This is a genomic window from Franconibacter helveticus LMG 23732 (assembly GCF_000463115.2).
Lineage (GTDB): Bacteria > Pseudomonadota > Gammaproteobacteria > Enterobacterales > Enterobacteriaceae > Franconibacter > Franconibacter helveticus.
This window is the reverse complement of the sequence record NZ_AWFX01000011.1, coordinates 100,985-115,305: the sequence shown is the minus strand read 5'-3', so window position 1 is coordinate 115,305 and position 14,321 is coordinate 100,985. Positions and strand designations below refer to the sequence as shown.

General features: G+C 55.5%; 12 protein-coding genes. 2 read left to right on the top strand and 10 right to left on the bottom strand.

Annotated features, from left to right (window positions below; genetic code table 11):
* Nucleotides 1-82 precede the first annotated feature (82 nt).
* Nucleotides 83-991, top strand: coding sequence for a LysR family transcriptional regulator (locus DW56_RS04655; protein WP_024551201.1), 909 nt, complete (start codon nt 83-85; stop codon nt 989-991).
* A 10-nt stretch (nt 992-1,001) separates the two neighbouring features.
* On the opposite strand, the gene rihC is transcribed toward DW56_RS04655, so the two are convergent.
* From rihC to ribF, 6 genes are all read right to left on the bottom strand, one after another.
* Nucleotides 1,002-1,919, bottom strand: coding sequence for a ribonucleoside hydrolase RihC (rihC, locus tag DW56_RS04650; protein ID WP_024551202.1), 918 nt, complete (start codon nt 1,917-1,919; stop codon nt 1,002-1,004).
* Between the two features lie 71 nt (nt 1,920-1,990).
* Entirely contained in the window at nt 1,991-2,941 is a 951-nt protein-coding gene (gene ispH, locus DW56_RS04645) for a 4-hydroxy-3-methylbut-2-enyl diphosphate reductase (RefSeq protein WP_024551203.1), read from the bottom strand.
* Nucleotides 2,922-3,392 carry an FKBP-type peptidyl-prolyl cis-trans isomerase gene (fkpB, locus tag DW56_RS04640; RefSeq protein WP_024551204.1) on the bottom strand — a complete coding sequence of 157 codons (471 nt, stop codon included), beginning with the start codon at nt 3,390-3,392 and terminating at the stop codon, nt 2,922-2,924. The genes ispH and fkpB overlap by 20 nt, the downstream gene beginning before the upstream one ends.
* A gap of 111 nt (nt 3,393-3,503) precedes the next feature.
* Nucleotides 3,504-4,010 (bottom strand): signal peptidase II, encoded by a 507-nt coding sequence (lspA, locus tag DW56_RS04635; RefSeq protein WP_024551205.1) that lies wholly within the window; start codon nt 4,008-4,010, stop codon nt 3,504-3,506.
* Nucleotides 4,010-6,826: an isoleucine--tRNA ligase gene (ileS, locus tag DW56_RS04630; RefSeq protein ID WP_024551206.1), complete on the bottom strand. Its 2,817-nt coding sequence runs from the start codon at nt 6,824-6,826 to the stop codon at nt 4,010-4,012. Before ileS ends, lspA begins: the two co-directional genes overlap by 1 nt.
* 47 nt (nt 6,827-6,873) lie before the next feature.
* Nucleotides 6,874-7,812 carry a bifunctional riboflavin kinase/FAD synthetase gene (ribF, locus tag DW56_RS04625; protein WP_024551207.1) on the bottom strand — a complete coding sequence of 313 codons (939 nt, stop codon included), beginning with the start codon at nt 7,810-7,812 and terminating at the stop codon, nt 6,874-6,876.
* Nucleotides 7,813-8,142: 330 nt separating this feature from the next.
* On the opposite strand from ribF, the gene rpsT reads away from it, so the two are divergent.
* On the top strand, nt 8,143-8,406 hold the full coding sequence (rpsT, locus tag DW56_RS04620) for a 30S ribosomal protein S20 (RefSeq protein WP_024551208.1): 264 nt from the start codon (nt 8,143-8,145) through the stop codon (nt 8,404-8,406).
* A 63-nt stretch (nt 8,407-8,469) separates the two neighbouring features.
* Here rpsT and nhaR read toward each other — a convergent pair whose 3' ends face one another.
* From nhaR to dnaK, 4 genes are all read right to left on the bottom strand, one after another.
* Entirely contained in the window at nt 8,470-9,369 is a 900-nt protein-coding gene (gene nhaR, locus DW56_RS04615; RefSeq protein ID WP_024551209.1) for a transcriptional activator NhaR, read from the bottom strand.
* 68 nt (nt 9,370-9,437) lie between these two features.
* On the bottom strand, nt 9,438-10,613 hold the full coding sequence (gene nhaA, locus DW56_RS04610) for a Na+/H+ antiporter NhaA (protein ID WP_024551210.1): 1,176 nt from the start codon (nt 10,611-10,613) through the stop codon (nt 9,438-9,440).
* 302 nt (nt 10,614-10,915) lie between these two features.
* Nucleotides 10,916-12,052, bottom strand: a complete 1,137-nt coding sequence (gene dnaJ / locus DW56_RS04605) for a molecular chaperone DnaJ (protein ID WP_024551211.1) — start codon at nt 12,050-12,052, stop codon at nt 10,916-10,918.
* 86 nt (nt 12,053-12,138) lie between these two features.
* The gene (dnaK, locus tag DW56_RS04600; RefSeq protein ID WP_024551212.1) at nt 12,139-14,055 is read right to left on the bottom strand and encodes a molecular chaperone DnaK; all 1,917 of its coding nucleotides are present in this window, start codon (nt 14,053-14,055) and stop codon (nt 12,139-12,141) included.
* Nucleotides 14,056-14,321 lie beyond the last annotated feature (266 nt).

Sequence of the window (14,321 nt, the reverse complement as noted above, 5' to 3'; positions counted from 1 at the left end):
GGTTAGCCAGACAGTATATTGGTTAATCCCGGGAAGATAATCCCGTCACCTGACAATGAACCTTTGCACCCTACGCACAAATATGAACCTGACGCTTTTGCCTGAAATCGCCGCGTTTGTCATTGTGGTGGAAAGCGGCAGCTTTTCCGCCGCCGCCCGCAAGCTTGGCACCGCCCCCTCCTCCGTCAGCCGAAGTATTTCACGGCTGGAAAAGGAGCTTGGCGTGAAGCTGTTGCACCGCACCACCCGCAAGCTGCGCCTGAGCGACGCGGGCGCCGAAGTGCTGAAATCCGCCGCCGTAATGATGGATTCAGCGCGTCAGGTGCTTGCTCATGGGGCGGTCGGCCAGCAGGAGCCGCAAGGTACGCTTACCCTGAGCGTACCTAAAGCGGTAGGCCGTTTTGTTTTGCATCCGGTCATGCCGGAATTTCTGGCCCGCTACCCGCAAATCGACGTTCGCCTGAGGCTTGAAGACCGCTATATGGACCTGATTGACGACGGCGTCGACCTGGCGCTGCGGATTACCGACACCCCTTCGCCCGGTTTGCACGGTAAAGCGCTGATGCCGATTACCCATCTGTTGTGCGCCACGCCGCATTATCTGGCGCAGCACGGCGCGCCACAGCATCCTCGGGATCTGCGTAATCACAGCTGTATCAGCCTTGGGGAAACGCCGGCAGATTCGCGATGGAAGTTTCGCCAGCACGGCAAAACGCTGGTCGTGCAGACGCATGGCCGCTATGCAGCGAACCATACCGGCGTGCGGCTGGACGCGGTAAAACAGCATCTGGGGATTGGCAGCCTGCCGCTGTTTACGGCGCGAGAAGCGCTAAAGCGCGGCGAAATTGTGCAGGTGCTGCCGGAGTGGGAATTCATCAGCGCTTACTCCGGCCAGCTCTGGCTGCTGTGGTCCGCAGGCCGCCAGCTTCCTGCTAAAATGCGCGCGATGATTGATTATCTCGCCGGTAAGCTGACCGTTCAGAGCCAGTAAACCCGCTCCGCTACGGCGCCAGCGCGAGCGTTTGCGCCACCCACTGCTGAAAGGCAGGCACGTCTATCTCCAGCGCCACCTGCGCGTTAGCGGGTTGATTTAACCGCCCTTCCAGGTCGACCACCGTTGCGCCGGAAGTGTATTCGCCCTGCGTTTCAACCGCCACGAAACAGGGCTTTAAAGTAAACAGTTCAGGTTTAACCAGCCAGGCAATGGCGCAGAGGTCATGCATTCTCAGCCCGGTGGACAGGCTGCCGCTGCGGTAGTGGCTAAAGAGCGCATGCAGCATCGCGCCGGTGCGGTTCAGCGTGGGAAGCGCGGCGAGATATTCCGGCGTTAACATGGCCTTGTTTGTGACATCCAGCCCGCACATTATTATCTCCAGCCCGCTCTGGAAAACGCGCGCCGCCGCCTCCGGGTCGATGGCGATATTAAACTCGGCGTTGGGGGTAAAGTTGCCGCGCCCGGCAGAGCCGCCCATCATCACCAGCCGTTTGATTCTGGTGACGCAGTCAGGGTAATGGGTCAGCAACAACGCGATATTCGTCAACGGACCGATAGTAACCAGAGTGACAGGCGTTTTGCTGGCTAAGAGGCAGTGATATATCGCCTGAAAAGCCGGAATGTCAGGCGCGAGGCGATCATGGGCGACAAAGTTATACCCTTCCATTCCGGACTCGCCATGCACACAGGCCGCGTCGCGCAGCGGGCGTACCAGAGGCGTGGCGGCGCCCTTCGCCAGCGGCACATCCCGTTGCCAGAAATGCAGCAGTTGCAACGCATTGCGGGTGGTTTTCTCCACGCTCACGTTACCGGCTACAGTGGTGATGAGCTGTAAATCAAGCGCAGGCGAAAAGAGTGCGGCGGCAAGCGCGACTGCATCGTCGATACCCGGGTCGGTATCCAGAATAATGGGCAAGCGGCTCATGATTTTCTCCATAAAAAAATGCCAGACGGGTTAAGCGTCTGGCATCTTCTCACAAACCGCGTTGGCGAAGATTAGTTAACTTCACGAACATCCATGCGCAGCTCTTTCGGCACTTCGAAAACAATGTTCTCTTCGCGCCCTTCCAGCGGCACCGCTTCGCCGCCGCCCAGCTCCTGAAGGCGGGCTATCACGTTCTGCACCAGGATATCGGGCGCAGAAGCGCCGGCGGTCACACCAACGCATTTCGCCGCTGTTACCCAGGCTTCCTGAATGTCAGTGGCATCGTCAATCAGGAACGCCGCCTTGCCCATGCGCTGGGCCAGTTCGGCCAGGCGGTTAGAGTTGGAGGAGTTTTTCGACCCCACGACCAGCACGACGTCAGCTTGCTCAGCAAGCGCACGCACCGCTTCCTGACGGTTGGTGGTGGCGTAGCAGATATCGTCTTTACGCGGCCCGACGATTTTCGGAAATTTTTGGCGCAGCGCGTCAATCACGTCGGAAGTATCGTCCACGGAGAGCGTGGTCTGGGTCATAAACGACAGCTTGGTCTCGTTTTTAACTTCCAGCTTCCAGACATCGTCCGGCGACTCAACAAGATACATGCCCCCTTCCGGGTTGCTGTACTGCCCCATTGTGCCTTCCACTTCGGGGTGACCGGCATGGCCTATCAGGATCGACTCTTCACCGCGACGGCTGGCGCGCGCCACTTCCATATGCACTTTGGTCACCAGCGGACAGGTGGCGTCGAAAACCGTTAAGTCGCGGCTTTTCGCTTCGTTACGTACCGCCTGGGAGACGCCATGCGCAGAGAAAATCAGGATAGCGCCATCAGGCACTTCGCTTATCTGCTCAATAAAAATAGCGCCGCGCTCGCGCAGGCTATCCACCACGTAGCGGTTGTGCACCACTTCGTGGCGGACATAAATAGGCGCGCCGTAAATCGCCAGCGCATTTTCAACAATACTGATTGCGCGGTCCACGCCCGCGCAAAAGCCGCGTGGGTTAGCCAACAGGATCTGCATCAGGCTCCTCCAGTACCGGATCGACTTCCAGCACTTCAATATCAAAATGGATAGTCTGCCCGGCGAGCGGGTGGTTAAAGTCAACGGTGATGGAATCCCCGTTTACCTCGCGGATAACGCCCGGCATTTCACTGCCATCCATAGCGGTAAATAACATAATCGCGCCGATTTCCGGCTCGCCCGCGTCGATAAAGTCGCGACGGGAGAAATACTGAATAAGGTCCGGGCTCGCCACGCCGAACGCCGCGTCTGGCTCCAGCGAAAACGCTTTTTTATCGCCAGCGCGCAGGCCCAGCAACTGTTGCTCAAGCCCCTCGGAGAGCGACGTATCGCCAAGGCGAAACAGCGCCGGCTTGCCGTTATTGCGCGTTGATTCCGCCGTGGAGCCATCTTCGAGTTTCAGCGTGAAATGCACCAGCACCGCGCTGTTGCTCTGTACAGAGTTAGTCATGCGTTACAGCCTTTTATGTGTAGCGGAGTTCTGCGTCTTTGTCTTTGCAAGGCGATTAAAAGTTGCCTGAAAAAGCGAAATGGCGGATTGCTCCGCCATTCGTCAAACAGGTCAGGCGCGGTCGGGCTGCTTTTTACCTGGCGAAGGTAAAAAACCCTCCAGCACCACCAGCGCCGCGCCAATACAGATGGCAGTATCGGCGAGGTTGAAGGTGGCGAAGTGCCAGTCGCCGACATAAAAATCGATCATGTCGACAACAAAGCCGTGCCAGAGGCGGTCAAACAGGTTGCCCAGCGCGCCGCCAATAATCAGCGCGTAAGCAATGTTATTCAGCTTCTGGCTCGCTTTAGCGCGGTACATCATCACCGCAAGCACCACGCAGATGCCGATGGCTATCCCGGCGAAAAACCAGCGCTGCCAGCCGCCTTTATCGGCGAGGAAACTAAAAGCGGCGCCATAGTTACGCGCATAATGCAGATTAAGCGAAGGGAACAGAGAAACCGTCTCCCCCAGCACGAAGTGCTGGAGGATTAACGCTTTACTGCCCAGATCGATAATCAGCACGGCTACCACCAGCCAAAGCCAGCGTAGCCCGGTTGAGAAAATCGGTTTACTCATCAGGCAAACTTACGTTTTTCGCCGTCGCCGGCTACGTTGCTGACACAGCGACCGCAGATATCTGCGTGTTCCGCCACCTTGCCGATATCGTTGGTGTAATGCCAGCAGCGCGGGCATTTCTCACCTTCGGCTTTTGCGAGCGCGATTTTCAGACCTTTAAGCAGTTCGCTCTGCTGGGCATCTGCGCTCGCCTGCGCATAATCATCAACTTTCGCCTGCGAGGTCAACAGGACGAATCGTAATTCATCGCCCAGCGCCGTCAGCTTCGCCGCCAGTTCCGGCTCGGCAAACAGGGTAACCGCCGCTTCCAGCGAGCCGCCGATGCGTTTGTCGGCGCGCGCCTGTTCGATAACCTTGTTCACTTCGCCGCGCACTTTTAAAAGTTCATCCCAGAACGCGTCGTTCATCGCTTCGGTTTCCGCAAGGCCGAACAGACCGGTGTACCATTCGCCGGTGAAAACGTATTTCTCGCGATCGCCCGGCAGATAGCCCCAGATCTCGTCCGCCGTAAAGGACATGATCGGCGCCATCCAGCGCACCAGCGCTTCGGCTACGTGATAAAGCGCGGTCTGGCAACTACGACGCGCCACGCTATCGGCTTTTGCGGTGTACTGACGATCTTTGATGATATCAAGGTAGAACGACCCCATTTCGATGGAGCAGAAGCGCATCAGGCGCTGCACCACTTCGTGGAAGTCATACGCTTCGTATGCCTTGATGATCTCTTCCTGCGCGGCTTTTGCGCAGCCTACTGCCCAGCGGTCGAGCACCACCATCTCTTCCGGCTTCACCATATCTTTCGCCGGATCGAACCCGTTAAGGTTCGCCAGCAGGAAGCGCGCGGTGTTGCGGATGCGGCGATAGCTGTCGGCGGCGCGCTTGAGGATCTCGTCAGAAACCGCCATTTCGCCGGTGTAGTCGGTGGAAGCGACCCACAGACGCAGAATATCCGCGCCCAGCTTGTTCATCACATCCTGCGGGCTGACGGTGTTGCCGATAGATTTCGACATCTTGCGGCCCTGGCCGTCCACGGTGAAGCCGTGGGTCAATACCTGACGATACGGCGCTTTGCCTTTCATCGCGGTAGAGATCATCAGCGAAGACATAAACCAGCCGCGATGCTGGTCGGAGCCTTCCAGATACATATCCGCCGCATGGCCTGCGAATTCCGGGCGCACGTCAACGACGGAAGCGTGCGTAGAGCCGGAGTCAAACCAGACGTCGAGGGTATCCGGCACTTTCTCGTAGCTGTCGGCGTCGTCGCCCATGATGTCGCGCGGGTCCAGATCCCACCAGGCCTGAATGCCGTCTTCTTCCACGCGTTTCGCCACGTCTTCCATCAGTTCCTGGGTGCGCGGGTGCAGCTCTTGTGTCTCTTTATGGACGAACAGCGACATGGGCACGCCCCAGGTGCGCTGGCGAGAAATACACCAGTCCGGACGGTTAGCGACCATGGATTCAATGCGTGCCTGGCCCCAGTCCGGGATCCACTGCACGCCTTTGATCTCTTTCAGCGACTGCGCGCGCAGCCCTTTTTGATCCATGCTGATGAACCACTGCGGGGTGGCGCGAAAGATGATCGGCGTTTTATGACGCCAGCAGTGCGGGTAGCTGTGCAGCATTTTTTCTACATGCAGCAACGCGCCCTTCTCGCGCAGCAGGTTAACGATAATATCGTTCGCTTTGAAAACGTTAACGCCATCCAGCGCCGGGTAAGTGCCTGGCAGGTAAGCGCCGTCCGGGCCGACCGGGTTGGCGATCTCCAGACCATATTTCTGGCTGATGGTGTAGTCGTCCGGGCCATGGCCGCCAGCGGTATGCACTGCGCCGGTGCCCGCATCAAGGGTAACGTGCTCGCCAAGAATGGCCGGCACGTCGAAATCCAGGAACGGATGTTTAAAGCGCAGCAGCTCCAGCTCCGCGCCTTTTGCTTCGCCAAGAACGGTATAATCGGTGATGCCTGCGCGCTTCATTACGCTTTCAAGCAAATCTTTCGCCACGATCAGCGCCTGGCCTTCAACTTGCACCAGCACATACTCGATCTCTGCATGCAGAGAGATAGCGCGGTTCGCCGGCAGCGTCCACGGGGTAGTGGTCCAGATAACCAGGGAAACCGGGCCGTTAACCTTCTGCGCGCCAAATTTGGCGGCGACGGCGCCAGCGTCTGACGCATTAAAGACGACATCGATAGACGGAGACGTTTTGTCGTAATACTCCACTTCGGCTTCAGCCAGCGCAGAACGACAGTCAACACACCAGTGTACCGGCTTCGCGCCTTTGTGCAGATGGCCGTTGCCGATGATTTTACCGAGGGCGCGGATGATGTTGGCTTCGGTTTTAAAATCCATGGTCAGGTACGGATGGGACCAGTCGCCCAGCACGCCCAGACGGATAAAGTCCTGACGCTGACCGTCTACCTGCTCGGCGGCATATTTACGGCACGCGGCGCGAAACTCAGCGGCAGAGACTTTCTCGCCCGGCTTGCCGATAAGCTGTTCAACTTTCAGCTCGATAGGCAGGCCATGGCAGTCCCAACCCGGCACATACGGCGAGTCAAAACCGGAAAGGCCTTTGGACTTCACGATGATATCTTTCAGAATCTTGTTTACCGAGTGACCAATATGAATGCTACCGTTCGCATAAGGAGGGCCATCATGCAGGATGAAGGTTTTCTTGCCCTTTTTCGCATTACGGATGATGCCGTACAGATCGTCATCATTCCAACGCGCCAGCATGCCCGGTTCACGTTTGGCGAGATCGCCACGCATCGGGAACCCTGTTTCCGGCAAATTCAGGGTAGATTTATAGTCACTCATCAGATTCTCAGTTCCGTATTTCGGTGTGATAATTAGCCGATCAGGCGTTAAGCCGGTGTCGGTAGCCCAAAAAAGTCGCGGGCGGTGATTACATCTCTGGCGATTTGCGCTTTTAGCTCATCAAGCGAGGCAAACCGCTGCTCATTGCGTATTTTTTTACGCAGCACCACATCTATATGGCGTCCGTAGAGGTCCATTGCAACGTCCAGCAGATGAACTTCTAACTGCTGGCGCAAGCCAGCTACCGTTGGACGGGTGCCGATATTGGCGACGCCGGGCACGGGCTTATCGCCAAGCCCCGTCACTTCTACCGCGTAAACCCCTTTTACCGGGGTGACCTGACGGCGCAGCGGTATGTTCGCCGTAGGAAAACCGATTGTGCGCCCCAGCGCGTCGCCATGCACAACGCGGCCAGAGAGGGCGAACGGACGGCCCAGCAGCGTTTGCGCCTGCTCAAGGTTATCTTCCGCCAGCGCCTGACGCACCGCCGTGCTGCTGATGCGTAAACCATCCTGGCAAAAGCTCTGCGTGCTGGTGACTTCAAAGCCATATTCGCGCGCAGCCTTTTGTAATAACAAGAAATCGCCCTGGCGACCAGCGCCGAAGCGGAAATCGTCGCCAATGGCGAGAAAACGCACGCCCAGACGCTTAATCAGAAGTTCATTGACAAAGCTTTGCGCGGTCAATGCCGCGAAACGCCGATCAAAGCGCACGCAGAGCACGTAGTCGACTCCGCATTGCGCCAGATAGCGAAGCTTTTCACGCAGACGCGTCAGCCGGGCGGGCGCTTTGTCAGCGGCAAAGAGTTCCAGCGGCTGCGGTTCGAAAATCATCACCATGACCGGAAGATGGCGCTTGCGCCCCTCTTCGCATAGCCCGTTAAGCAATGCTTGATGGCCACGGTGAACGCCATCGAAATTACCGATGGTGAGGACACAGCCGTAGTGTTCAGGCGTGAGATTATGTATGCCGCGTATCAGCTTCATGACAGGCTCAGGACAGTGAAAATCGTCGGATTATACCTTGTACAGCGCCCAAGGTTAACCGGCGATTGGCGCCCCAGGGCAGAAAGCAACGGGGTTTTCCTGATATAACACTGCGATTTGCAAGAAACATGGCCTGCGGGAGCGAATTTTGTCCGATAAAGACTGTATTCAGAGCAGGCAAGCTGGTAGAATCTTGCGCCATCACTACGTAACGAGCGTCGTCATAGCAAACGGCGCTTATTTGCACAAATCCATTGACAAAAGAAGGCTAACGGGGCATATTCCTCGGCCTTTGAATTGTCCACATAGATCATATTTGGGAGTTGGACCTTGGCTAATATCAAATCAGCTAAGAAGCGTGCCGTTCAGTCTGAAAAGGCCCGTAAGCACAACGCAAGCCGTCGCTCTATGATGCGTACTTTCATCAAGAAAGTATACGCGGCGATTGCAGCAGGCGATAAAGAAGCTGCACAGAAAGCATTTAACGAAATGCAACCGATCGTGGACCGTCAGGCCAGCAAAGGTCTGATCCACAAAAACAAAGCAGCGCGTCATAAAGCTAATCTGACTGCGCAGATCAACAAACTGGCTTAATCGCCCGTTGGTTGTTGCTTGTTAAAAAAACCCGCATCAAGCGGGTTTTTTTATGTCTGCTGTTTACTCTTCAGGGTGGCTAAATAACGCTGAATAGTTCTTATTGCAGATGCGCTGCACCGCCGGGTGCTGAATCATACGCTCAGCAAATATCGCGTGGTATTCTTCCATAACGTTATCTATCCGTCCGATTTCAACAATATTGCCATTGCGATAGAAATCCTGCGCGTAAAGCGTCGGCGCGACAAAAATGGCGTTATGCGCCGCGCCGAACGCTTTCATTAATGCCGCATCATCGAACTCGCCCAAAATTTCCACCTTCAGCCCCTGAGAGTTTATCCAGTTGAGCAGCTTACGTCCGAGCATAGAGCGGCGGCCAGGAATGAGCAGGCGACGCTCCTCCAGGCATTCAGGAAACGGCTTTTCCGGCAACGGATTCTGGCACCAGAAGCTAATGCCGCACTCGCCGAGTTTTACGGAAAAGAGCCCTTCCTGCTGGGTGGAATCGATAGGACAATCTGAAATGATCATATCCAGCTTATGCTGACTGAGTTGCTCAAGCAGCATTTCATGCGTGGATTCAAAACAGCGCAGATGGATTTGTTCATTTTCCACCACGACAGCTTCGAGAATACCGCCTACCAGATTTTTGGACAGCGCATCCGCCACGCCGACATCAAACAGCAAATGCGACTCCTTGCGGTAGTTCACGATATCCAGCATCTCCTGGCTTAATGTGAACATGCGGTCAGCATAGCGAAAAACCAGTTGCCCCAATTCGCTGGGCTCAAGCCCCCGCCCCTTGCGCTTGAACAGTTTTCCCTGAAGGCGTTCTTCCAGCGCTTTAATCTGGCCGGTTATGGTCTGGGGCGTGAGATAAAGCGCCTCAGCTGCGCCGACTACAGAGCCTTCTTTGTAAACATGCCAGAAGTAGTACAAGTGGTTGTAATTGATATGCGACATAGCTTTTCGCTCCCTGATGTTAAATGGTCGAAAAAGCGCTCTCCCCCCTGGAGAGCGCCGCGCTTAAATCAGGCCCGACGTGGCGCCTTGAAACCGATCCGCAGCAGGCCATAACCTGTTACCGCCGCCATTAATGAACCAATCAGGATCCCCAGTTTCGCCCACTTAATGAGGGAAGGATCCACCTCTCCAAACGCCAGCGTGGAGATGAAAATCGACATAGTAAAACCAATACCGCAGAGTACGCCTACCGCCATGATTTGCCGGAATGTCGCCTCTTGCGGCAGCGTCGCCAGTTTCAGTTTCAACGCCAGCCAGCAGAAAAGACCTATCCCCAGCGGCTTACCGATAAACAGGCCGGCAATAACGCCAAGCGGCAGCAACGAAGCCAGCCCTGCCAGCGTTACGCCATCCAGCGATACGCCTGCGTTCGCAAAAGCAAAAAGCGGCAGGATCAGAAACGCGACCCAGGGATGCAGCACATGTTCCAGCGCTTTTGCCGGAGACTTGCCGCCCTGCTCTTTTAGCGGGATAAAAAAGCCAATAACCACGCCAGCAAGCGTTGCATGCACCCCTGACTTCAACACCGCCGTCCACAGCACCAGACCGACCAGAATATACATGCCCGTGCGGCGTATATTGCAGGCGTTCATTAATGCCAGCACCGCAATGGCGCCAGCCGCGATCATCAGTGAAAGCAGCGAAAGCTCATGGGTGTAAAACAAGGCAATAATAATAATCGCGCCCAGATCATCGATAATCGCCAGCGCCATCAGAAAGACCTTCAGCGAAGGCGGTACGCGATTGCCCAGCAACGCCAGTACGCCCAGTGCGAAGGCGATATCCGTTGCCGCGGGAATGGCCCAACCTTCTCGCGTAACGGGATCCTGGAAATTAAACGCCAGATAAAGCACCGCCGGGATAATCATGCCTCCCAGCGCGGCAATTACCGGAAAAGAAGCCTGACGCAGGCTGGCCAGCGACCCCTGCCGCAATTCCCGTTTCACTTCCAGCCCAATCAGCAGGAAGAAAACGGCCATTAGCGCGTCGTTTATCCACAACAGGAGATTTTTGTTTATCTCCAGTGAACCGATCCGCAGCTCAACAGGCGTATCCAGAAACGACTGGTAAGCCATGCTGGTGGCATCAAGGTTCGCCAGTATCATCGCCAGCGAAGCCGCGATGATCAGAATGATCCCGCCGCTCGCATCGTTGGTCATAAATCGCTTAACTGCTGCAATCATTTTTAAGCCTGCACTTTTATAGAATATTTGTATAAAACAAAGCCTATCGTGCAAGACTGCTCGTTAAAAGCAGATTATATCAGCTTATCCTATCGGTTTTTTCGCATAAAAAGTATCAAAACGCAATTAATTAGCGAGCTAATTATAGCATGGTAAATTTGACGCTTTGATTATTAAAGGGTTTCTCTGCCAACCAGACGGCTTCGCCTTAAATAGAATTTCCTGAAAAGTTCGCTCCGTTCTGACAGCCATAAAAAAACCCGAGCCCTGCAAAGGACTCGGGTTTTAAAAACATCCCGTAATTAGCGAGTCAGGTCGTCAAAAAACTTTTTCACGCCATCAAAGAAGCTCTTTGAACGTGGGCTGTTTTTCTCGCCCGTTGGGCCGCCGAAGCTTTCCTGAAGCTCCTGCAACAGCTGTTTCTGACGCTCGTTCAGGCCCACCGGCGTTTCCACAACGACACGGCAAAGCAGATCGCCCTGCGCGCCGCCACGAACCGATTTAACGCCTTTCCCGCGCATGCGGAACAGCTTGCCGGTTTGCGTTTCGCTCGGTACTTTGAGCATGACGCGGCCATCCAGCGTCGGCACTTCAATTTCACCGCCCAGCGCCGCCATGGCGAAGTTAATTGGCACTTCGCAATAGAGGTTGTTACCTTCGCGCTCGAAGATCGGGTGCTGTTTAACCTGTACCTGAACGTACAGATCGCCTGCCGGCGCGCCATGTTCGCCCGCTTCGCCTTCGCCTGCCAGACGAATACGGTCGCCGGTATCGACGCCTGCCGGGATTTTAACGGACAGGGTTTTGGATTTCTCTACGCGACCGTGACCATGGCATTTGGTGCAGGGATCTTTAATCAGCGTACCGCGACCCGAACAATGCGGACAGGTCTGCTGTACGGCAAAAAAGCCCTGGCGCATCTGCACCTGACCGGAACCATGACAGGTTGGGCAGGTCTGCGGCTGCGTGCCTGGTTTCGCACCGTTGCCGTGGCAAACATCGCACTCTTCAAGCGTAGGTATGCGAATCTCTTTCGTTACGCCGCGAACCGCTTCTTCCAGCGTTAATTCCATGTTGTAGCGCAGGTCGGCGCCGCGCGCCGCGCGTCGGCCACGTCCGCCGCCAAAAATATCGCCGAAAACATCGCCGAAGATATCGCTGAAATCTGCACCGCCGCCGAAACCGCCATTAAAGCCGCCGCCCATGCCGCCCTGTTCAAAAGCCGCGTGGCCGTACTGATCGTAAGCCGCGCGTTTTTGCGCGTCGGTCAGCACTTCATAAGCTTCTTTAATTTCTTTAAATTTGGCTTCCGCTTCTTTGTCACCCTGATTGCGGTCCGGGTGATATTTCATGGCAAGGCGCTTGTAGGCCTTTTTGATTTCACGCTCTTCCGCCGTTTTCGGAACGCCTAAAATCTCGTAATAGTCTGTCTTCGCCATTTTGGTTTTCTGCCCTTAACATGCGAGCACGGGCGTGGAGATGACTCCTACGCCCGTGCTGGATTATCTACCCTGCATCAGGGCGATTATTTCTTATCTTTTACTTCTTCGAACTCAGCGTCGACAACATCGTCATCTTTCGCGTTGTTTGCAGAAGCGTCAGCGCCGCCTGCCTGCTGCTGGGCGTGCTGCTGCTGAGCAATTTCCATCAGCTTCTGGGAAACCTGCGCCAGCGCCTGCATTTTCGCTTCGATATCTGCTTTGTCTTCGCCTTTCAGAGAGCCTTCCAGCGCGCTCAGTGCAGATTCAATCGCGGTTTTGTCGTCAGCCGGCAGCTTGTCGCCTGCTTCTTCCACCTGCTTACGGGTGCTGTGCACCAGGTGATCCGCCTGGTTGCGCGTTTGCACCAGCTCTTCGAACTTACGGTCAGCTTCAGCGTTAGCTTCCGCTTCGCGCACCATTTTCTGGATCTCTTCCTCGTTCAGACCGGAAGAGGCCTTGATGGTGATCTTCTGCTCGCGGTTGGTGTTTTTGTCCTTGGCGGAAACATGCAGAATACCGTCGGCGTCGATGTCGAAGGTCACTTCGATCTGCGGCATGCCGCGCGGCGCCGGGTTAATGCCATCCAGGTTGAACTGGCCCAGCGATTTGTTATCAGCAGCGCGTTTACGCTCGCCTTGCAGCACATGAATAGTTACCGCAGACTGGTTGTCTTCCGCCGTAGAGAACACCTGGCTGTGCTTGGTCGGAATGGTGGTGTTTTTGGTGATGAGCGCAGTCATCACGCCACCCATGGTTTCGATACCAAGAGACAGCGGGGTTACGTCGAGCAGCAGAACGTCTTTCACGTCGCCGGTCAATACGCCGCCCTGTACTGCTGCGCCGATAGCTACAGCTTCGTCCGGGTTAACGTCTTTACGCGGCTCTTTACCAAAGAACTCAGCCACTTTCTTCTGCACCATCGGCATACGGGTCTGACCGCCGACCAGGATCACGTCCTGCACGTCGGATACGGACAGGCCAGCATCCTGGAGCGCCACTTTCAGCGGCTCGATGGAACGGTTCACCAGGTCTTCGACCAGGCTTTCCAGTTTCGCGCGAGTCACTTTGATGTTCATGTGTTTCGGACCGGTCGCGTCTGCGGTGATGTACGGCAGGTTCACGTCGGTCTGCTGAGCGGAAGAAAGCTCGATCTTCGCTTTTTCAGCCGCTTCTTTCAGACGCTGCATCGCCAGCGGGTCGTTACGCAGGTCAATGCCCTGGTCTTTCTTGAACTCTTCTACCAGATAGTTGATCAGACGGCTGTCGAAGTCTTCGCCGCCCAGGTGAGTATCACCGTTGGTCGCCAGCACTTCGAAGGTTTTTTCGCCGTCGACTTCGTCGATTTCGATGATAGAGATATCGAACGTACCGCCGCCCAGGTCGTATACCGCGATGGTGCGGTTGCCTGTCTCTTTATCCAGACCGTAAGCCAGCGCTGCCGCAGTCGGTTCGTTAATAATACGTTTAACTTCCAGGCCCGCAATGCGGCCAGCATCTTTGGTCGCCTGACGCTGCGCGTCGTTGAAGTACGCCGGTACGGTGATAACCGCTTCAGTTACCGCTTCGCCCAGATAGTCTTCCGCAGTTTTCTTCATTTTTTTCAGCACTTCAGCGGAAATCTGCGGCGGCGCCATTTTCTGGCCTTTAACGTCCAGCCATGCATCGCCGTTATCAGCCGCGATGATTTTGTACGGCATGATAGACACGTCGCGCTGCACTTCTTCGTCCTGGAAGCGGCGGCCGATCAGGCGCTTGATTGCAAACAGGGTATTCTGCGGGTTCGTCACTGCCTGACGTTTAGCCGGCTGACCAACCAGAGTTTCACCATCCTGGGTATATGCAATGATAGAAGGCGTGGTGCGATCGCCCTCGGCGTTCTCCAGCACGCGTGCCTGAGTCCCGTCCATAATCGCTACACAAGAGTTGGTAGTACCCAGGTCGATACCAATAATTTTACCCATCTAAACGTCTCCACTAAAAATTCGGTCAATATGTGGTGTGAACCTGTTATGCGGGCGAAACCTGCGGTTTCAACTGCCCAAATCATCATTTTTTTCAGGTTCACCCTTTTCGGTTAACCAGAAGATGGGGTCGCATCATGGGGCATCAAGGGGGACGGCAGAAAAAATTTTTCTTTTCACCCTGCTCAGATCATAGACGGCGAATATTTCCACGATTATGATGCCGCGCCCCGCTGACAGAGACCTGGCGGCGGGTTTGCTTATCT